The sequence below is a fragment of the Aquabacterium sp. genome (genome assembly GCF_016234775.1).
Lineage (GTDB): Bacteria > Pseudomonadota > Gammaproteobacteria > Burkholderiales > Burkholderiaceae_C > Aquabacterium.
Map to the genome: position 1 here is coordinate 69,522 of NZ_JACRAH010000042.1, position 19,447 is coordinate 88,968.

Genomic DNA, 19,447 nt, shown 5'->3' on the forward strand with positions numbered 1-19,447 from the left:
TGTCTCATTAACTTCCCCTTTGGGGGTGTCTGGATCGAGTTGAGCGCGGGGGGGAACCCCGCTTCCTCTCTGTATGTCGTCATTCTATGAGCCTCGCTTGATTCGCCTCTCAGGGAAACCCAGTGAATGCGGGGCAGGGTTTTCCCAAGCGTGTGACGTTTTGCCTTGTTTCCTGGAGCTTGGATGTCAGGGTTGTATCGGGGTTCCCTAAATGGGGCGTAACAAAACGAAATTAGGGGTACTTCCTAAGGGGGGGGAGGGGAACTTGTTGGGCGATTGGGTAACAATCAGTGTTGCCTGTATAGGCTCGTAGGTTCGCGCGATTCTCAACTTGATTCCACATGACTGCCTCTTCTTCAATCTCGACCGACCCTATTGAGCGACAGTCGTCAGTTGGCATCGAAGGGGCCGCAGTCTCGCTGCTGTCAGTTGGTGTGTTTCTGGCGGCGTTCCTGGCGCTGTACATCCCCACCTACATTGACTTGGCAGGTGGTACCTGGGCGTCAGAGGAGCAGGGGCATGGCCCTTTGATTCTTGGCGCTTCGGCGTGGCTTTTCTGGAGTGGCCGCGCGAGGATTCTGGGTGCGTCCAGCGGTACTGCGCCGGTTGCGGGCTTTGCGTTTCTGATCCTTGGCCTGTCGAGCTATGTCCTGGGCCGATCCCAGGCGATGATCGAACTTGAGGTGATCTCTCAGATGCTGACGCTGACGGCAGGCTTGCTGTTATTGAATGGCTGGGCAGCTTTGCGTAGAGCCTGGTTCCCGCTGTTTTTTCTGATCTTCATGATTCCCTTGCCTGGGGCCCTGGTTCAAGCTGTGACCATGCCGCTCAAGAGTGCTGTGTCGGTGGTTGCCGAGCAGGTTCTTTACTGGGTTGGGTATCCGATCGGGCGCGCGGGTGTTGTCCTGACGATAGGGCCCTATCAACTCCTGGTGGCGGATGCGTGTTCCGGCCTGAACTCCCTGTTCACACTGGAGTCACTGGGCATGCTTTATATGAACATCATGAACTACCAGTCCAAGGCGCGAAATATCTTGCTGGCTGTCATGATTGTGCCCATATCCTTCATTTCTAATGTGACGCGTGTGATCATTTTGGTCCTCATTACCTACCATATGGGTGATGAGGCAGGTCAAGGTTTTGCCCATGGGTTTGCTGGGCTGGTACTGTTCACCGTGGCCTTGATCTTGACCTATGGTTTCGATCGTCTGCTGGCGGTGCGTTTTGATGATGAAGGAGGCGCTCGTGGCCCTCGCGTTTGAACAGCCAAGGAAAAATTTGCCCGCCGCCATCATCGTGGCGGCGTGCTTGATGCTGGGGGGGCTGCTTGCCTCCGAGTGGATGAAGCCTCGCCGAGTGATGGCCGACGAGTTGGCGCCGATTGTGTTGCCCCAGTTGATTCCAGTCAGATTTGGTGATTGGCGGCTGGATGAGTCTGGTCCGCCTGTGGTGTTCGATCCAACGGTGGAGGCTACTCTCAAGCAGGTGTACTCCCAAACGCTGAATCGAACATACGTCAACGCCAAGGGGCAGGTCATCATGCTGGCGCTGGCTTATGGCAAGAATCAGAATTCATGGAGTACGGCTGCGCACAGGCCGGAGTTTTGCTACCGGGCGCAGGGCTTCGTGGTCACGGAGCGCGGGGCGGCCAAGGTGCAATTGGATGATCATCAGATCACCGCCATGCATCTGGTGGCCGACAGAAGCGGGCTTGTTGAGCCCATCAGTTATTGGGTGACGCTGCATGACACGACGGCACTCCCTGGGGCAAGTCGGAAGTTGCAGCAGATTCGTTTTGGCCTGCAGGGCATGATCGTGGATGGCTTCCTGGTGCGGATGTCATCGTTTGGTGCGAATGAAGCGGAGCAGTTCAAGCTCCAGGAGTCTTTTGCCAGGGACCTTGAAAAAGCTGTCCCTGCCAATATGCGGCCCCGTTTGTTTGGAAACAAGTGAGTATTTATGTCGAAGAAAGTTGCGTTGATTACGGGCGTTACGGGGCAGGATGGGTCTTATCTGGCCGAGTTTTTGCTGAAGAAGGGTTATGAAGTTCATGGCATCAAGCGCCGTTCCAGCCTGTTCAACACCGATCGGATTGACCATCTTTATCAAGATCCGCATGTCAACAACCGCGATTTCATTCTTCATTATGGAGACTTGACGGACTCAACCAGCTTGGTGCGTATCGTTCAAAAGGTGCAGCCAGACGAACTCTACAACCTGGCTGCGCAGTCCCATGTAGGTGTGAGCTTCGAGGAGCCTGAGTACACGGCCAACGCCGACGGCATTGGCGCACTGCGCTTGCTGGAGGCCATTCGCATACTGGGCCTGGAGAAGAAGACGAAGTTCTACCAGGCTTCGACCAGCGAGTTGTATGGTCTGGTGCAAGAGATTCCTCAAAAGGAAACCACGCCGTTCTATCCTCGCAGTCCATATGCCGTGGCCAAGATGTACGCTTACTGGATCACGGTGAACTACCGTGAGGCCTATGGCATGTACGCCTGCAATGGCGTGCTTTTCAATCACGAAAGCCCGGTGCGTGGTGAAACCTTTGTGACGCGCAAGATCACGCGCGCGATCAGTCGCATCGCGCTGGGGCTCCAGGATTGTCTGTATTTGGGGAACATGAGTGCCCTTCGTGACTGGGGGCATGCCAAGGACTATGTCGAGATGCAGTGGTTGATGCTGCAGCAGGACCAGGCGGAAGACTTTGTGATTGCCACTGGCGTTCAGTACAGCGTGCGTCAGTTCGTCGAGTTCTCTGCCAAGGAGCTGGGCGTCACACTGGCCTTTGAGGGCGAGGGCGAGGCCGAAGTGGGCCGAGTCAAAGCTGTTGAGCCAGTGAATGGCGAGATGCTCGCCAAGTGCAAAGTGGGTGACGTGATCGTTCGCGTCGATCCACGCTACTACCGTCCGACAGAGGTGGAGACCTTGTTGGGTGATCCATCCAAGGCCAAGGCCAAGTTGGGCTGGACGCCGAAGATCTCGTTGGCTGAGTTGGTCAAGGAAATGGTGGTGAGTGATTACACTGCTGCCAAGCGCGACAACCTGGTCAAGTCGGCAGGTTTCCAAGCTTACGACTATCACGAGTGAGTGCGCGACTGTTTTGGCGTTCGGACGCGTTCTGGGCGCTGCTTGATCAGGTTGTTGTCTCGGCCTGCACATTTTTGGTGACCCTGGTGGTTGCCAGGCTAGTGTCTCTGGAGGCTTTTTCAGCCTTTGGTCTGTCCATCACGGTGACGCTGTTCGTCAGCGCCATGCATCGCTCGTGGCTTACTCAGCCTTTTAGCGTGTTGGGTGTGCGGGAGCCCGAGGTGGAATTGGTGCGGCGTTTCAGGGCTGTGCTGGCACTTCATGTGATGGTCTGGCCAGTGGTCGCTTTGGCCGTGGTGCTGGTGGGGTGGCGCTATTTTCCCGGGCCTTGGTTCACGGTATCTGTTTTTGCCTACATTCTCTGTTACCTGATGCAGGAGGCGGTGCGTCGATTGTGTTTCACGACCGCCCGTATTCGCTTGGCATTGGCTATGGATGTCATCGCCTATGGCGGTTATCTCTTGTGCCTGCTGACGCTGCTGTACCTGGAAATCTGTTCGGTTGAATTGGCTCTGGCATCGGGTGCGATTTGCTTTTTGGTGTCTTTCTTGTGGGGGGGGCGGCGCTGCGGACTGCCGATCTGGCATCTGCCGTGGCCGGGTTTGTCTCTGTTGAGTGTTGTCGCTCGTGAGCATTGGCTGAACTCGAAGTGGGTTTGCGCCAGTCAGTTGTTCATGTTCGGCTCGGTTATGTTGGTGCCATTTCAAATCGCGGAATTCGGAAGCTTGGCATGGGTAGCGCACTACAACGCCGCCAATACCATCATCAACGTGCTGAACATTCTTCGGCAGACGATGGCCAACTATTTGCCGATCTACGCATCCCGGCTTTATCACGAGCATGGGCTCTTGGCGTTGGTGCGGACGCTAGACCGCTTGGCTGTGTCGGTTGTGGCCGCATCTGTAGCGGTGGTGGTAGTGTTGGTCTTGCTGAGCGATGTGATCGTGCGGTTACTGTATGGCGAGCGGTATCTTCCGACCGCCGCCGTGTTGCCTGCAGCATCGTTCGGGCCGCTGGTTGCCATGGTGTCGTTTGTGACGCAGGCTGGTGGGTTGGCGTTGGGCAAGACCGAGCACATTTTCTACTCGTATGTTGCTGGTACGGTGTGTTCCCTTGGGCTTGCGCCTTGGTTGATACCCCACTATGGTTTGAATGGCGCGATCTGGGTTGCCAATGCAGGGTATATCGTGCCCACCGTTTGGCATTGGGTGGTGTTCAAGCGAGACTGTCGAAACATGAGTCCAAAGGAAAACCTGCCATGAAGATTTTGTTGTCCGCGTTCGCGTTCTCGCCCATTTTGGGGTCGGAGTGCGGCGTAGGGTGGCATTGGGCACTTTCACTCGCGCAAAAGCATGATGTGACCGTACTAACGCATGCTTGGTTTCGCAATGATGTCGAAGAGGCCTTGAGAGTTTCGCCTGTGTCCAATCTGCGAATGGAGTATTTCCACGTCGAGCCATTTTGGTCGGATTTCAAGCGCGCTCATCTGGACTCGCAGCTCTACATCACGTACTGGCAGATCCGAGTCGTCGGTTTTGCTCGCGCATTGCAGGCTCGGGACGACTTCGATCTGATTCATCACATCACTTTGGGATCGATCCGCTATCCATGCTGGTTGGGATATGTCGGCAAGCGCTATATCGCAGGGCCACTCGGTGGGGGGGAACGGGCGCCGGCACGTTTTTATCGTGGAACCCCTTGGCGTTTGCGCTTGCGTGAGCTCATTCGTGATGTCGTGCTGTTTTCGTTCAAGGTCGATCCGTTTGCGCAGGCAGCCCTTGGGCGAGCTGACAAGATATTTTGCCGCACAGAGGATACGGCGAATTTCATCCCGCGTGCCATGGCCCACAAAGTGGTTGTGGCAAATGAGATTGGTGCGCCGTCAGTTGTGCCACGCTCTGCGCCAGTGAGGCGGAAACCCCGCACCACATTTCTGTTCGCCGGTCGTCTCATGGCACTCAAAGGTTTGCACTTGGCTTTGGATGCGATGGCTCAGGCTATAAGGCACGGCGCAGATATGGAGTTGTTGGTTGTCGGTGACGGGGAGATGCGTGAATGCCTTGTTGCAAAGGCATTGGCGCTGGGGCTGTCCAATCGATTGACAATGCGCGCGCGTATCCCGCAGGTTGAATTGATGGCGCTATATCACGAGGCGGATGCTTTCTTGTTTCCAAGTCTTCATGATTCGGGAGGGACCGTGGTGTTGGAGTCGTTGTCGCGCGGATTGCCTGTGATTTGCGTGGATCTCGGGGGGCCTAAGCACTTTCTCAACGAGTCTTGCGGGATCGTTGTTTCAACGGTAGATGCCAGCTACGAAGATTTGGTGGATCGACTGGCACAAGCGATGCTCAGATTCGCCTCTCTGGATGACGACGCATTGCAGTTTATGCATGACGCCGCCATCGCGCAGGCGTCTAGACTGACCTGGGCGCATCAGGTTGAGCAGGTCTATGGAGCACTTGAGGCATGACCTTACGCTCCATGCCCAAGTTGTCTTTTCTGGATGCCCTGCGTGCTGGGCTAGCCTTGTGGGTGTTCTGGGGACACCTGGCAGTCATGTGTGCGTTCGATGTGCCGGTGCTTTCCGCTCCTGGCGCGGCAGTTGACGGGTTTATGATCATTTCAGGCTTCTTGATGGTCTACACAACCCAGCGGACACTCGGGCAGTCGATCACCGTCTCCGCTGTCAGAGATTTTTATCTAACCCGTTTATTTCGCATTGCACCGCTGTACTACGTCATGCTGTTGCTCTGCGGCCTGTGCGTGGCACAGTGGACGGCCATGCGAGATGCCTGGTGGAGTGCATCTCATGGCGCTGCCGCCGCCCCCCTGGAGGCGATGATCGGGCTGGCTACTCTTGAAGGTATTGTTGCTCACGCGACATTTGTGTTCGGACTGTTCCCGTCATGGGTGATGTCCGTGCCCTTGCCGGACTGGAGTTTGTCTCTGGAAATGCAGTTCTATGTACTTTATCCGCTCTTGTGTGCCATGGGGTATTGGCTTCGTTGGCGCATGGTGTGGCTGGTTGTTGTGACCACTTTGTGCGCGCTGGTATTGCCGCTGTATCTCGGTTACTTTGTTACGCCAGGTCTCTGGATGCATTACGTTCAGCCCAGCTTGCTCGTGCTCAAACTCAATGTGTTTTTGTCCGGCATGTTGCTGGCGCACTGGTATTTGCAGCATGCAGGAAAAGGCATTCAGGACAAGTTCAGCTTGGGCATGGCTGTGCTTTGTCTTGCGTCGGTCAAGCCCATTGTTTGGGTGTTTTTCTTGCTGTTCTGGTACCTGCTGAGCAGGCCATATGGCCGCTTGTCTTCGATGCTATCTATACCCTTGTTCAGCCGCCTGGGGGATTGGAGTTATGGCATTTACTTGATTCATACATTCTTGATGGTGCCCGTTTTGTGGGGTATGGATCAGGTTTGGCATATTTCACAGTGGTCGCCATTGATGAGGTATGTCGTGTCGGTAGGAGTTTGTTCTGCGACTGTTCTGATCATGGCGGCCCTGTTCCACCGTCTTATTGAAAAACCCGGCATCCAGTTGGGGCGACATCTGCTGGCAAAGGATTGATATGGCTGTGATGTCATGGGCCAGTTTTGGCTCGCTGTCAAATATGAAGGCCTGGGTGCAGGGTAATATTTTCGCCCTGTTCCTCGTTGCATTTCTGGGTCTGGCGCTGCCCGGCTTTTTGGCCTATTGGCTGATGATCAGTCCGTTTCTCGTTCTGTATGTCGCTCGCTATATTGTCCTGGTAGGACTGCTGCTGCTGGCATTTCAGATCGCCATCAGGGGCGCGCCATGGTACGTGCGCGTGGTTCTGGCCATGATTCTTGGCCAGATGCTATTCAACTATGGCTTCAGCAACATCGTAATAGGCGCAGGTGGGGCCAAGTTCACCATGGCCGAGTTGGGCGTGGCAATCGGTTTGTTATTTTTGTTACCCAAGACTTTCCCGGTACTGCGTCACATACCGGCATTCTGGGTTTGTATGACGGCGCTGCTTGTGCCGCCTGCAATTCACCTGTATCCAAATATCCGTGATTATGGTATGGCAGCTTTGCGTGACGTGCTGTCTGTTGTCGATCTGATGTATTTCCTGGCAGGTTTGTCAGTCTGTATTTATGGCTTGATGATGGGGCGTTGGATGGCGTGGCGAATGCGCTTTTTGACGATATGGATCATCGGGGGATCTATCTACGGCGCCATGGCCCCCCTGTCGCCCTACATTCTGGCGATCTCGCCTGGTTTTCAGAGCTACCAGCAAACAATCCCTGTGCTGGGTCATATGTTGACAGCACCTTACAACGCGATTGCTGCCGTGGCCGCGTGGTATGCCGTACCTCGCTTGTATCCTGCGGCAGCCTGGTTGCGGTATCCCTTGGTGGTGGTGGTGATGTTGGGGTCGCTGGCGGCCATTGTGCTGGCGCAGTCACGCAATTTGTATGGCGCGTTTCTCCTGTTGCCTGTGGTGCTGGCGTACTTTGGTTACCGCAAGGCATTTTCCGCTACGCTGGCAGGTGTGGTGCTCATGATCGCAGCGCTTGGCCTATTGGAAACCTTTGAGGTCAAAATTCCAGGCCGCATTTCCGACGTCACACTTAGCGCCTTTGTTGACCGTATCCTGTCGGTGTCGGGCAAGCATGGCGATGCTGTCGGTGCGCATGGTGTGCAGCAGCGTATGGACTGGTGGTCATCGTCTTTGAACAAGTGGAGCGTCAGCCCTGAAACGATGGTATTTGGCCTCGGGTACGGGCAGGCTTTGACCAATTTCTCCGCACCCGGCGGTGACTACGGTGAAGGGGTGGTCGTGCGCGAGCCGCACAACAGTTTTATCTCTAGTCTTTCCCGTGGAGGAGTGGTCTATCTTTGTCTGTGGCTCTACCTGATTCTGTCTCCAGTGATTGCTGCGGCCAAAGGGGCCAGAATGACCAATCTGGATCCTGAAACCAGTATGAACTATCGGGGTGTGGCTACTTTGATGGTCATTGTCATGGGCATGCTGCTGCTGACGGCCGTGAGTGAGCCTATATTTGAAACGCCCTCTATTGCGGCCATGTATTACTTCGTGGCCGGAGTAGCGATCGTCGAGTACTTGGTTGTATCCGGGCGGATCCGAGTGCCTGCTTTGGGAGCAAAATGAAATACCTTTATGACGTCAGCGAACTGACGCCCAAGGCACCCAAGAGCATCGGGATCTATCGTTACGCACTGGGGTTGGCGCGTGAAATGTCGCGGCAACTGTTAGAGGATGAGCAACTGGTTCTTGTCTGTAATGGCTCAAACCGAGCTGATTTTGCGTCGGTGGTCAGCTCGGACCGAACCACCCTGCACTGCGTGCGGGACGCGATGCCCAGCCATGTTTGGCGGCAGTGGTGGATGTTGATAGGGTGCGCCTTGCTAATAAGGCGACTAGGAGTGGACTTGTATTTTTCACCCAAAGGGTTTGTGCCGGGGGCGCTTGCATGGCCTCGGCGTGTCGGGCGCGTTGCGGTGATTCATGATCTGATTCCATTTTGGTATTTCCAGCATCGACCTGAGTACTTCTCTCGCCTGGAAACTTGTTTGGTGGGGCGAGCGTTCAGGCATACCATGCGTCAAGCAGATCGGATCGTGGCAATTTCAAACGCCACCCTGTCCGCTCTGTTGGCAGAAGGTGTGCAAACCAGCCGGATCAGCGTGGTGCTCAATGGTGTGGACACTGCGTCGATAGCGACGGCGCAACCTACTTTGCCTGCAGGCGTCAGCGGGCGGTTCATTTTTGCGATGGCTTCAAGTTTGCCACACAAGAATCTGGAAGGGGTGCTGGCTGGGTACGCGGCGTACAGAGAATTGGCTGGCGAGGCAGCGCTGCCTTTGGCGTTATGCGGCGTTTCCGATGTCAGGCAGGAGGGCGTACTGGGTCTGGGGCGGGTATCGGATGCGGAGTTGGATGGCTTGTATCAACGCGCCGAGTTGTTTCTGTTTCTGTCATGGATAGAAGGGTTTGGCTATCCACCAATCGAGGCTTTGCGTGTCGGAACGCCCGTCGTTTGTTCGGAGCTCCCCGTGCTGCATGAGGTGTGTGGTGACATGGCGCATTACGCCCCACCGGGGCAGCCGGCTGTGGTGGCGAAACGCATGTTTGAGGCATTGGCGTCCGAGTGGACGTCTGAAAATCGAAGGGTCTTGGCTATTGCTGCGGCTCGGCGTATCGACGAATCGCTGGCCTGGGAGGCGTGCGCTTCTCGCGTGTTGAATGCTATACGGGAGGTATGTCGTTTGAGTCACCTCCATCGGGATCCTGTATGAACAAACGCTTCTTACGTGCTGTTCCAGTGTTTCGGTCGGTGCGTTATCGTCCGGTAGTGGCTGGGTTGGTTTTGTTGAGCTCTCAACTGGTCACTGTGGGGCTTTGGTTCGCCATGCCTCACATGTACAGGGCTGAGGCACTGGTTCTTTTGGAGGTTACTCAGGGCCCCGCTCAGGTGGTGGAGACCGACGCGAAGGCCAATGTCATCGGTGCCAAGCTGAGCCTGCTGCGCAGTCGCCTACTCACGGACCGAGTTGTGGCGCGCTTGGGCCCTGGTGGTATCTCCATGCTGCGGGGTATGTGGTCTAACCTGGATGAACCTCGGCCACCATTCGAGGATTGGGTCGCCTCCGTGATCGGTGGTGGGTTGATGCCCGCGACCGAAAACGGATCGTTTCTCTTGCGCGTCGGGTATGTGTCTCCCTCGCCGGAGTTCAGTACCAATATGGCCAATTTGTTTGCAAACGAGTTGGTGGCTGTTTCCGATCTGCTCAATCGTGGTTTCGATCGTTATGCGGATCGCTCGTACGAGCAGGCTGAAGCGCGTTTGCGTCAGGAGTTGCTGGTTGCGCAAAGAACCTTGGCGCAGGCTGCCAGCAAGGGTGTCATGTCAGATGGAACGGCCATTGATGCTGCTCTGGGTGAGTACTTGAAGATGAGCCAATTGACCACACGCAGCGTTCGCGCCTACGTTGATGGGCAAGCTCTCAGCAGCGTGGCTGGTCAGTCCGTAGATGTTGGAGACAAGTTAGATGACAGTTACCTGACTGCTCAGCGCAGTCGTCTGGCAGACATGCGTAATCAGCAGGCGGAGGCTGTCACAAGCATGGGGGCCGCGCACCCAGTGGTTAAGGCGTTGGACTCTTCGATTCGAAGCATTGAGCAGGGCATTAGAACCTATGAGGAAAAGCGCCGGCAGTCGATTGCCCTGGCTGCACGCAGCAAGGGCCAGGTGGTGACGCAGTTGAGCGAGCGTGAGGACGACCTGAAGTCGGCGAGGCTCGGAAAAGAGCAGCTTTATAAGAGCTATGAAACGGATCAGCAGAACGTTACGTCCATTGGAGATCGGTATGAAAATGCCATGCTGCAGCACAGCATGATGGCGCTCAATCGCGACGTGCCCAGAACGGATTCGCGTGTGGTGTCAGATGCAACCATCCCCGTGGATACCTGGTTTCCCACTTGGTACTACTATTTCCCTGCATGCTTTGTACTGGGGCTGATCAATGCCATTTTGGCTGCCTACTTTTTGGAGCGACGTGATCAGCGGGTTCGTTCAAAAGATGATCTCGTTGCAATCGTGGGTGTTGACATGGTTGACACGTTGATTAAAACGCCTTGAGCATACTCACCGCCCCTTCATGCGAGCTTGGTCGTTGGTGACATTGTCGATGTGATTGCCAGTCGCCTGCAACCCTTCGCTGTCACCAACAATCGTGTCCTTCAGATTGAGCAGTTTGTTGTCACGGTAGATGACGCCAATATGGCCGCCCTGCGAACTGCTGGTGGAGAAGGTGCCGATATTGCCGCCGTCGCATGTATTGCCGACGATTTGCGTACCTTTCATGTTGCCTTTATAGCCACCGTTTGCGAGGCACGTGATTCGAGCTGTTGGCAGCGGTGCCTTACCATTGGTGGCATATACGGTAATCTGGTTCTTATGGATGAGCAGTGCCTGCTTGTCAAAATCCACAACCTGTATGCCTGCGAACTCGGGGGTGTCCACCGAGATACGTTTGTTGATGATGTTGCCAGCAATGGTGACCTGATCGAATCCCCACCAGTGGTCGGCATAAATGCCGACCTTTGGGGGGTCGATGATGGTGTTCTCCTGGATCGTCAAGGTGCCAAACTTTGCCTTGTTGACATCCTTCACAATGCGACCGCGTGTGAGCGTATTGTCTTTGATGAGCGTATTGGGGGCGTCCGTAATGACGAGGTCAACGTCAACGAGTCGGTTGCCTAACACTGTGGCACCTATACCGCCCACCTCCAAGCCAGCGGCCATCGACGGGGTTCCCTCAATCGTATTGCCTTTCACGACTGCGGACTGTCCAGCCACAACGGACATGGCGTAAGCACCTTTTTCATGGCTCTTGTGCCACTTCTTGAAGCTGTTGTTTTCAATAATCAGTCCGGGGTGGTTGTCCCCTTGAACCTCGATGGACATTGCCTTGAAACCGTGCCCGCTGTTCTTGCGGACCACAGTATCTTTGCAAGACCACAGGTGGATGCCTTCCGATACGCCTTGGAAGTTGTTATCCGAAATGGTGCTCTGGTCTAGCCCGTAGGCCATGATCCCGGTATCGATGATGTTGAGGAACAAATTGTTGCGGATGACAACGTTCTTGCCCTGATCCGCAACGAAGACACCATGGCGTTCTCCCCATCTCTGTTTGGCATCGCTGCCTCCCATGATGTTGCGAATCAGGTTGCTTTCAACGGTATGGTCTGTCCCCTTGATCATGATGCCGCGACCGTCCAGTATCAGGTTTCGTACCGAGGTGCCGCGTGCGCGCAAGCCGCTGATGAGCATACCGGCTCGGTTTGGTGCACTCCAAGTTAGCGTAGCGCCTTTGATCGAGCATAGTGAGACACCATCCAGTAATTCAATGGTGGTGTCAATCAGGTAGTCGCCAGTCAGGATGATGGTGCTACCAGGGCCGCCTTTGAGTATGGCAAATTGAATGTCAGACGCTTCGTGACCTGCCGGTGTTTGAATATTGCTGCTTGGGCAGGCCTTGCTTTCACTGATCTGTGCCTGGGCATTCGTCTGTAGCTGAAAAAGCCATGCCATGAATATAGTATTCAACCATAGCCATTTCACGGAATGTGGCATGTCAATAGTCAACGACGATGCTGCCTACAACGGTAGTATCTGACATACGCAAGGCACCAACCAAAGACTGTAGATTGTTGATGCGGGTGTGATTCTGTCTGGCCATGAGTACGGCTGCGCCACACTTGGCCGCGATCACTGCGCCGTCCATGCCTTGAGACATGGCTGGAGTGTCTACGAGCACGTGATCAAATTTGGTAAGCAGTTCACGAATCAGCAAGCCGAAAGCAGGGCGCTCTGCCAATTCGAGTGGGTTTGGTGGCACCGTCCCGACGGGAAGCACGAACAGGCTTGGGAGGGACTTGACTGACTGAATGACGTTGCTTACTGCTCGGCCCGTCAGGATGTTGGTCAGGCCCGAAGATGCGTTCGACAGCTTGAAGATCTCGTGAAGCCGCGGGTTGCGCATATTGGCATCAATCAGCAGTGTTCTGCCAGAGAGCTGGGAAAATGCAGCGGCCATGTTGGCTGCAAAGTAGCTTTTGCCATCCCCGCTCTCCGTGCTCAGGACGGCTAATGCCTTACGAGGGCCGGTGCCGCTATACATTTTCATGATCAGGTGACTGCGCGTCGTACGGAACGCTTCAGCCTGGACCGAGAACGGGCTCTTGGCGATGACAAGTTCTTTGCTGTAGGTGTCTTCGTGTTCCCCACTATATGGATAGTGGAACTGCTGCGCCAACGCCCACATGACGTCGTCAGCATTCGCCAAACCCAAGGCCACAGCAGCTTCGCCGAAGCGAACATTGTTGCTGCGTTGGTAGTTGACAATAGATTCGATCTGCTCAGCGGTCAAATTATTGGCTTTGCTGATGATCTCGCCGATCGTCGGCTCCTGATATTTCATCTGTGCAGTGTCAGGGAAATGAGGGTCGGCCGAGACAAAGCCGGAATTGGAGAACTTCTTGGATGTATCCATGACTTAAAGCAACCTGCCTGGCGCGTTAGGGTTCTGCGCATCGGCGCTATTCATGCCGATACTTTCCAATGGGTAGAGAACACCTTCGTGAGATCGAGACCATGGGTTTTTTGCTCTTTGGGATGCCGTCAGATAACCGATAACTGGCACCCTTAGCAACGTGACCAGATCGGAAGTGCTGCGCACCTTGCGGTCCGCCAGCTCTACCACCATCGTGACGAAGGCAGCAATGATCGCACCCAGAACCGCACCAATAAGGGTATTGACGCCGATCTTGGGTGACGAGGGCGTGACCGGTTCAGACGCGGTGTTAAGCACCACGATGTTGTTCTGACTGTTGCTGCCTTCTAGGTTCATCTGGCTCTGACGGGCCTGGATTGCATCGTAGACACGCTGTGCTGCACCAACTTCCCGTTCGATGACCAGCAGTTCGTTGCGGTCCTGCTTCAGTTTAAGCAGTTTGTCGCGTTGCTCGTTGTAAGCTGCGAGGATCGTGGCCTCTTTGCTCTGGTTGATTTGGCTGGACGCGGTCAAGCTGTTACCGACGCGACCAGTTTCTCGGCGTATCTTGTCCTTGATTGACGCGATGCTGGCGCGGAGTTCGACAATGATGGGGTGGTTTTCACCATAGCGCTCTAGTGATTCGTCCAATTTGGCCTCGGAGCGGCTCAGGTCACTCCGCAATGACAGGAGCAGTGTGCTGGCCATGGCGTCTGGCGAGACATCACCGTTGTTCATTGCTTGTGCTCGCCTGCTGGAAGAGTCTGCCAGTGCACCTCTTAGGGCAGTGAGTTGAGCGGACAGATCGTTCAATTTAATCGACTCTGTATCCAACTTTTCATCAGTGACCAAAATGCCTTTGGATTGCTGAGCCTCAGAAAGTTTGTTTTGCGCAGCTTCCAGCTTTTGACGAGCCAGGTTGGCGCGCTCTTCGAAAAAGTCAGAATATTGCTTGGCTGGCGTCGTCTTGAATTGAACGGTGGAGTCGATATAGGCTTTGGCAAAATTGTTGGCAAGCGCTTCAGCGAATTTGGGCTCTGTGGCCTCATAGCTGATTTCAACAACATTTGACTCACGCGCAGCCTCGACCTTGAGACTATTTAAAATTCGACGTGACAACCACGCGATGTAGTCACCTTTCGCGCCACTCTTATCCCACTCTGTCCTCATGAGAGCGTTGTCGTCAAGTTGGAGATTCTTGATGACTTTCTGCGCAACATGGTTGCTCTCGATGATGTCCACTTGTGTGGCCAGGAAGGCGGCAGACGGCATGATGCCCGTGGCAGATGTGCCGGCTACCGGGTCAACCTTCAAGTCAATCATGAGTACGGCTTTGGCCGTGTACTTCTTTGGCCAGACCAGGCTACCGACGAGCGCAATGGATGTCAACGCGACAAAAATCGCTGTTGCCAGGATCCATCTGGCGCGAAGGACTCTTAGAAAATCAGAAAAACTCATGTTGTTTTGAAGGTGTGATGCCGGTTGTGCGGTCCTGCATCCCCCTTGTTGGAGGGGGAGCTTCGGATTATTTCAGGCCAGACAAACCTTTGTTCAGCGCGTTGGGATCAATACCATCGGAGGCACTTTCAGCAGGTGTAGATGGTGCGGCTGGCGCGGTAGCTGCGCTGGCCGCAGCAGCCCCAGAAGCTGGCTTGTTCGCAAACTTGCCAATGTATTCAACCTTGGCAGCAGTGCGCAGGGCCTTGAGTTCCTTCTGGGCGAATTCACGGCGGCGCTCGACGGTCAGGTATTGTTCGATGGCGGGCTTGGCCTGCTCGAAAGTGACCGGCTGGCTCTTGCTGGCCACGATCAGCAGGGCCTTGAAGCCGTCCTTGGCCGTGATGTAGAGCGCTTCACCGTCGTCCACCTTGCTCAAAGGTTCAATGATGCCCAGGGGCAGGCTCTCGGCAGCTTGAGTGGATTGGTTGGCCGTGAATTTCAGGCCGCTGGCCTTGAGCACTTCGCCAAAATCGGCAGCCGTCTTGGTTGCCTTGAGCTTTTCCATCAACGGAGCGGACTGTTCGGGTGTGGCCGGAACGGTGAATTCTTGCAGCGCATAGACTTTGCGTTGGGCAAACAAGGCCGGCTTGGAGTCAAAGTACTTGCGCACGTCGTCTGACGAAGGTGTGCCAGCGCCGGCCGCAGCAGCCTTTTCAATATAGGCGCGCGCCAGGATGCTGCGGCGTGTGGAGTCGAGCAGGGCGACGATCTGTGGGTCGCGGTCCAGCTTTTGTTCTTCGGCCTTGGCCACGGCCAGTTGTTGATCGATCAGGCCTTCCAGGGCCTGGTGGCTGGCCGCTTCGGCTTGCTCTGGCTTGAGGCCTTGCTGGCGTTCCAGCAACTGGTTGATCTGGTGGACGGTGATTTCTTCGTCGTTGACACGGGCTGCCGCCTGGCTGGCCTTGGCTTCCGGTTTGGATTTGTCCCCGCAGCCGGCGATCACCAGGGCTGAGGCAATGACAACGGGCATCAGCGCCATCGTGCGGATGGAGCGTTGACGGGTGATGGCTTGCAGGCGGGTTTGCATGGTTGAACTGTTGGGTTGTTTCAAATATTGATGCACAGGCCGTGTTTTCGGCACTGGTACAAGATCTTTTAGCGCGGCCTAAGTTCCCGGGGGTTTTCTCGGGGCGCTTGAATGAGTGTACGACTCCATCGTGACGGTCATTTCACAGATGGGGGGCGGTTGGTAACAGAAGCGAACAGATGGGCGAGCAAGGCTGACAGGACACCACTCACATGAGCCCAGGGGGCCACATTTATATCCGAGCCTGGGGGCCTGATCAGCGTGTGCTGCCAGGGGTTTTCCATGATAATTTTCAATATCAGGGCACCCAGCAGGGTGCATCCGAGTATTTGCCCTGATTGGGTTGTTGATTTTGTAACCTGATGTAGGGCAATCAGGGTCGCACCTGCGTGCAATACCCCTGACAGACCAATATAGACATGCAGAGGCTGGCCCAGCATGCCCAATTGGGTGATCGGCCAGGCGAGGAGCCAGGCCCAGGCTGTACGCCCTGGTACCCGGGCGGTATAGCCGAGCGCGGCGATCAGTGACAGGGCCATGAGATTGCGCTGCAGGTGCTGGGCGCTGCCGTGCAGCCATGCGGCGGACCACCAGGTCCATGGCGCTTGATGCCAGGGCTGGTTGGGGTGCAAGGCTATACGTGAAGCCCAGCTTGGCCAAGTGGTATCGGGCTGATCGAGCGGTACCCAGCCCAGGCAGGCCGCTGGGACACCCAGGAGCAGGCACATCGCCAGCCAGAGCCAGGGCGGCTGTCGTTTTTCGCTCTGGTGCGCTGGCGCCCTCACTTGGGCGGAAAAACGGCGCACCAGAGTGCCAGCACGGCATCCCGGGGGATTTGAAGGGCAGGCATTTGCGCCAGTTCGAACCTGGTCGCGGCGTCATCCAGGCGGGCTCGATGCTGGATGCGTCGCAATTCTCGGTAGGCCTGCCCTGCGGCGTGCCCGATGCCCGGTGGGAGCAGGCCTGCTTGTTCGGCCCGATCCAGCAGGGCGATGTTGCCTTTGTTGTCCAGCAGTTCGGGGTGCAGGCGGCTGTAGGCCAGGATGAGGAACTGCACGGCGAATTCCACATCGATCATGCCGCCTGGGCTGTGTTTGATGTCGAACTCGGTGGACGGACAGGTATGGGCCTCGCGCATGCGTTCGCGCATGGTGGTGACCTCTTCGCGCAAGGCGGCCGGGTCACGCTCGGCGCTGAGCACGGCGCGGCGGGTGGTCTCGAAGCGCTCGGCCAGGGCGGGCTCGCCTGCGCACCAGCGGGCGCGGGTCAGGGCCTGGTGTTCCCAGGTCCAGGCGGTATTGCTGCCGCGTTGGCGCTGGTAGTCGTCAAACGAGTGGAAGCTGGTCACCAGCAGGCCGGAGTTGCCGTTGGGACGCAAGGCGGTGTCGATGTCGAACAGTTCGCCCACGGAGGTGCGCAGCGTCAGCCAGTTGACGAGTTTGCGCGCAAACATCATGTAGGCGTCAATGGGGCCTGCGGTGTCCGGGCCGGCATCAGCCGGTTGTTCGTCCTGGGTGTCGTCGTACAGGAAGACGACATCGAGATCGCTGCCATAGCCCAGCTCCAGGCCGCCCAGCTTGCCGTAGGCGATGACGGCGAAGTGCGGCTGGCGGCCCACGGCATACACGCCTTGCTTGCCAGGGCGCTGCTGCAGGTGGCCCCAGGCCCACTGGATGGTGGTGTTGAGGGTGGCATCGGCCAGCGCGGAGAGGTCGTCGGCGACTTGCTCCACGGTGAGTTGGCCCTCGACGTCGCGCACCAAGGTGCGGAAGATCTCGGCGTGGTGGGCGCGGCGCAGGGTGTCGAGCAGCGCTTCTTCGTCGGCCTGACCGGCGCGCGTCCAGGCGTTGTGGCGTTCGTTGAGTTCTTTTTGATAGGCCGCAGCGTCGAAGCGGCCTTCCATCAGGCGCGGATCGGCCAGTTCGTCGATCACGCCAGGATGGCGCAGCAGGTAGCGCATGGGCCATTTGGCCAGGCCGAGCAGGCGCAGCAGGCGGTTGAGCACCTCGGGGCGTTCGGCCAGCAGCGACAGATAGCTGTCACGGCGCAGCAGGGGGTTGAGCCACTCAATGAAGCGCAGGACGGCGTCGGGCCCCAGGCAGTCGGACTCGTCTGGCTGCAAGCCTTTGCTGTCCTTGCCGTAGGCTGTCAGGGTGGCGCGGCCGATCAGTTTGGCCAGACGCAGCTTGGCGGCGTCCGACAGCATGGCCACTTTGGCTTGAGCGGCAAAGTCACGGACCTTGCTGGCCACAGGCTCGGGCAGCTTGGCCAGGAATTCATCGCTGTCCACGGGCAGGGGCGGGCCGCCGCAGGTTTTGCAGCCACCTTCGCCCGACGAGCCGGGTCCGCGTCCGTCATGCAGCAGGGCATCGAATTCCGTGGCGACGAGTTCGCGCACACTGCACAAGGCATCCAGCAGCTGGCAGGTGCCGGTGTGGCAGTCCGGGTTGATGGGCGTGCCATGTTCCCGGCCCAGCAGGCCCAGGCTGTCGGCAATCCAGGCCAGATCCCTGTCTTCTGTGGGCAGCATATGGGTCTGCTGGTCGTCCAGGAACTGGATGCGGTGCTCGATGCGGCGCAGGAAGATGTAGGCCTGCGCCAGCCATTTGGCCGTGGCATTGGGAATCAGTCCACGTGCGGCCAGGCGTGGCAGGGCCTTGAGCGTGGAGCGGGTGCGGATTTCAGGGAACTGCCCGCCACGTACCACTTGCAGCAGTTGCACCGTGAATTCGATTTCCCGGATGCCGCCGCGTGAGAGTTTGACGTCGTTGGCGCGCTCAGGCCGGCCGGCGGCACGGCGGTTGGCTTCGTCGCGGATCTTGCGGTGCAGCTGGCGCAGGCCTTCGAAGACGCCGTAATCCAGGTAGCGGCGGAAAACGAAGGGCATGACGATGTCGCGCAGGTCAAGGGCGCGCTTGTGGTGCTCGCCTCCCGGCATGGCGCGGCGCGGCGCGATGATGCGGCTTTTGAGCCAGGCAAAGCGCTCCCACTCGCGACCTTGCACCAGGAAATACTCTTCCAGCATGCTCAGGCTGACCACCGAGGGGCCGGAGTTGCCGTTGGGGCGCAAGGCCAGATCGACGCGGAAGACGAAACCGTCTTCGGTGGTGTCGCCGATCAGGGTGGACAGGCGGCGAGCTACCAGGGTGAAGTACTCGTGGACGGTGACGCGGCCCTTGATGATGCCGATGTCGTCGTTCAACCCGGTCGTATGGCCGTCTTCTTCGTAAACGTAGATCAGGTCGATGTCGGACGAGACGTTGAGTTCGCGCCCGCCCAGCTTGCCCATGCCCACGACCCACATGTCGATGCGCTGGCCTTGCTCGTTGAGCGGGGCGCCGTGCTTGGCATCGGCTTCAGCCTCGGCGGTGCGCAGGGCGTAATCCAGGGTGACTTCGGCCAACTCCGTCATGGTGGCCGTGATGTCCAGCATGGCGCAGCCTTGTTCGACATCCAGCACCACCAGGCGCTCCATGACCAGTTGGCGGGCCACGCGCAGGGCGGCGCCCAGTTCGCGGCCTTGGGCCAGCAGGTGGTCGATGAGTGTGCTGATTTGGGCGGCTCGGGGCTGCCCAGGTGCGGTCTCGGCAAATGCGGCCAGTTCGGCGGGATAGCGCCTGCGGATACGTTGAACGTAGCGCGAGTGCTCGGCCAGGGCCGTTGTCTTTACAGCGTCAAATGGGAAATCAAACATGGAACCAAGGGGCCGACGTGGTGGTCTGTGCTAGGGTTATCGGTTGTCGATCCCTGATGCTGTACCTCAATGCGATGGTAGGGCAC

The 19,447-nt window shown here is 57.0% G+C and carries 15 protein-coding genes; 9 read left to right on the forward strand and 6 right to left on the reverse strand.

Going from position 1 to position 19,447, the window contains the following annotated elements:
* Positions 1-341: 341 nt before the first annotated feature.
* The 9 genes from xrtB to HY836_RS12605 are packed head-to-tail and all read left to right on the forward strand — an operon-like array spanning position 342 to position 10,724.
* Positions 342-1,262, forward strand: a complete 921-nt coding sequence (gene xrtB, locus HY836_RS12565; RefSeq protein WP_290676496.1) for an exosortase B — start codon at positions 342-344, stop codon at positions 1,260-1,262.
* Positions 1,246-1,953 (forward strand): exosortase-associated protein EpsI, B-type, encoded by a 708-nt coding sequence (gene epsI / locus HY836_RS12570; protein WP_290676497.1) that lies wholly within the window; start codon positions 1,246-1,248, stop codon positions 1,951-1,953. Before xrtB ends, epsI begins: the two co-directional genes overlap by 17 nt.
* A gap of 6 nt (positions 1,954-1,959) precedes the next feature.
* Positions 1,960-3,090, forward strand: a complete 1,131-nt coding sequence (gene gmd, locus HY836_RS12575; RefSeq protein WP_290676498.1) for a GDP-mannose 4,6-dehydratase — start codon at positions 1,960-1,962, stop codon at positions 3,088-3,090.
* Positions 3,087-4,352 (forward strand): lipopolysaccharide biosynthesis protein, encoded by a 1,266-nt coding sequence (locus HY836_RS12580; protein WP_290676499.1) that lies wholly within the window; start codon positions 3,087-3,089, stop codon positions 4,350-4,352. Before gmd ends, HY836_RS12580 begins: the two co-directional genes overlap by 4 nt.
* The gene (locus HY836_RS12585) at positions 4,349-5,560 is read left to right on the forward strand and encodes a glycosyltransferase family 4 protein (protein ID WP_290676500.1); all 1,212 of its coding nucleotides are present in this window, start codon (positions 4,349-4,351) and stop codon (positions 5,558-5,560) included. The genes HY836_RS12580 and HY836_RS12585 overlap by 4 nt, the downstream gene beginning before the upstream one ends.
* Complete coding sequence (locus tag HY836_RS12590) at positions 5,557-6,663, forward strand: acyltransferase (RefSeq protein WP_290676501.1); 1,107 nt, start codon at positions 5,557-5,559, stop codon at positions 6,661-6,663. Before HY836_RS12585 ends, HY836_RS12590 begins: the two co-directional genes overlap by 4 nt.
* Position 6,664: 1 nt before the next feature.
* Positions 6,665-8,233, forward strand: a complete 1,569-nt coding sequence (locus HY836_RS12595; RefSeq protein ID WP_290676502.1) for an O-antigen ligase — start codon at positions 6,665-6,667, stop codon at positions 8,231-8,233.
* Positions 8,230-9,381: a glycosyltransferase family 1 protein gene (locus tag HY836_RS12600; protein ID WP_290676503.1), complete on the forward strand. Its 1,152-nt coding sequence runs from the start codon at positions 8,230-8,232 to the stop codon at positions 9,379-9,381. Before HY836_RS12595 ends, HY836_RS12600 begins: the two co-directional genes overlap by 4 nt.
* Positions 9,378-10,724: a hypothetical protein gene (locus HY836_RS12605; protein ID WP_290676504.1), complete on the forward strand. Its 1,347-nt coding sequence runs from the start codon at positions 9,378-9,380 to the stop codon at positions 10,722-10,724. The genes HY836_RS12600 and HY836_RS12605 overlap by 4 nt, the downstream gene beginning before the upstream one ends.
* A gap of 6 nt (positions 10,725-10,730) precedes the next feature.
* Here HY836_RS12605 and HY836_RS12610 read toward each other — a convergent pair whose 3' ends face one another.
* The 6 genes from HY836_RS12610 to glnE form a co-directional block, all read right to left on the reverse strand.
* Positions 10,731-12,179 (reverse strand): right-handed parallel beta-helix repeat-containing protein, encoded by a 1,449-nt coding sequence (locus HY836_RS12610; RefSeq protein WP_290676505.1) that lies wholly within the window; start codon positions 12,177-12,179, stop codon positions 10,731-10,733.
* 43 nt (positions 12,180-12,222) lie between these two features.
* Entirely contained in the window at positions 12,223-13,140 is a 918-nt protein-coding gene (locus HY836_RS12615; RefSeq protein WP_290676506.1) for a polysaccharide biosynthesis tyrosine autokinase, read from the reverse strand.
* Positions 13,141-13,143: 3 nt separating this feature from the next.
* A complete protein-coding gene (epsF, locus tag HY836_RS12620; RefSeq protein WP_290676507.1) occupies positions 13,144-14,598 on the reverse strand; it encodes a chain length determinant protein EpsF in 1,455 nt (484 codons plus the stop codon).
* A 67-nt stretch (positions 14,599-14,665) separates the two neighbouring features.
* Complete coding sequence (locus HY836_RS12625; protein ID WP_290676508.1) at positions 14,666-15,667, reverse strand: EpsD family peptidyl-prolyl cis-trans isomerase; 1,002 nt, start codon at positions 15,665-15,667, stop codon at positions 14,666-14,668.
* Between the two features lie 137 nt (positions 15,668-15,804).
* Positions 15,805-16,395, reverse strand: a complete 591-nt coding sequence (locus tag HY836_RS12630) for a rhomboid family intramembrane serine protease (RefSeq protein ID WP_290676509.1) — start codon at positions 16,393-16,395, stop codon at positions 15,805-15,807.
* Between the two features lie 53 nt (positions 16,396-16,448).
* The gene (glnE, locus tag HY836_RS12635) at positions 16,449-19,361 is read right to left on the reverse strand and encodes a bifunctional [glutamate--ammonia ligase]-adenylyl-L-tyrosine phosphorylase/[glutamate--ammonia-ligase] adenylyltransferase (RefSeq protein WP_290676510.1); all 2,913 of its coding nucleotides are present in this window, start codon (positions 19,359-19,361) and stop codon (positions 16,449-16,451) included.
* Between the last annotated feature and the right edge of the window lie 86 nt (positions 19,362-19,447).

Bases quoted from the DNA above. Each gene is read 5' to 3' on its own strand.
- xrtB (WP_290676496.1), top strand. From the start codon at position 342: ATGACTGCCTCTTCTTCAATCTCGACCGACCCTATTGAGCGACAGTCG.
- gmd (WP_290676498.1), top strand. From the start codon at position 1,960: ATGTCGAAGAAAGTTGCGTTGATTACGGGCGTTACGGGGCAGGATGGG.
- HY836_RS12585 (WP_290676500.1), top strand. From the start codon at position 4,349: ATGAAGATTTTGTTGTCCGCGTTCGCGTTCTCGCCCATTTTGGGGTCG.
- HY836_RS12590 (WP_290676501.1), top strand. From the start codon at position 5,557: ATGACCTTACGCTCCATGCCCAAGTTGTCTTTTCTGGATGCCCTGCGT.
- HY836_RS12595 (WP_290676502.1), top strand. From the start codon at position 6,665: ATGGCTGTGATGTCATGGGCCAGTTTTGGCTCGCTGTCAAATATGAAG.
- HY836_RS12600 (WP_290676503.1), top strand. From the start codon at position 8,230: ATGAAATACCTTTATGACGTCAGCGAACTGACGCCCAAGGCACCCAAG.
- HY836_RS12605 (WP_290676504.1), top strand. From the start codon at position 9,378: ATGAACAAACGCTTCTTACGTGCTGTTCCAGTGTTTCGGTCGGTGCGT.
- HY836_RS12610 (WP_290676505.1), bottom strand. From the start codon at position 12,179: ATGGCATGGCTTTTTCAGCTACAGACGAATGCCCAGGCACAGATCAGT.
- HY836_RS12615 (WP_290676506.1), bottom strand. From the start codon at position 13,140: ATGGATACATCCAAGAAGTTCTCCAATTCCGGCTTTGTCTCGGCCGAC.
- epsF (WP_290676507.1), bottom strand. From the start codon at position 14,598: ATGAGTTTTTCTGATTTTCTAAGAGTCCTTCGCGCCAGATGGATCCTG.
- HY836_RS12625 (WP_290676508.1), bottom strand. From the start codon at position 15,667: ATGCAAACCCGCCTGCAAGCCATCACCCGTCAACGCTCCATCCGCACG.
- HY836_RS12630 (WP_290676509.1), bottom strand. From the start codon at position 16,395: ATGTGCCTGCTCCTGGGTGTCCCAGCGGCCTGCCTGGGCTGGGTACCG.
- glnE (WP_290676510.1), bottom strand. From the start codon at position 19,361: ATGTTTGATTTCCCATTTGACGCTGTAAAGACAACGGCCCTGGCCGAG.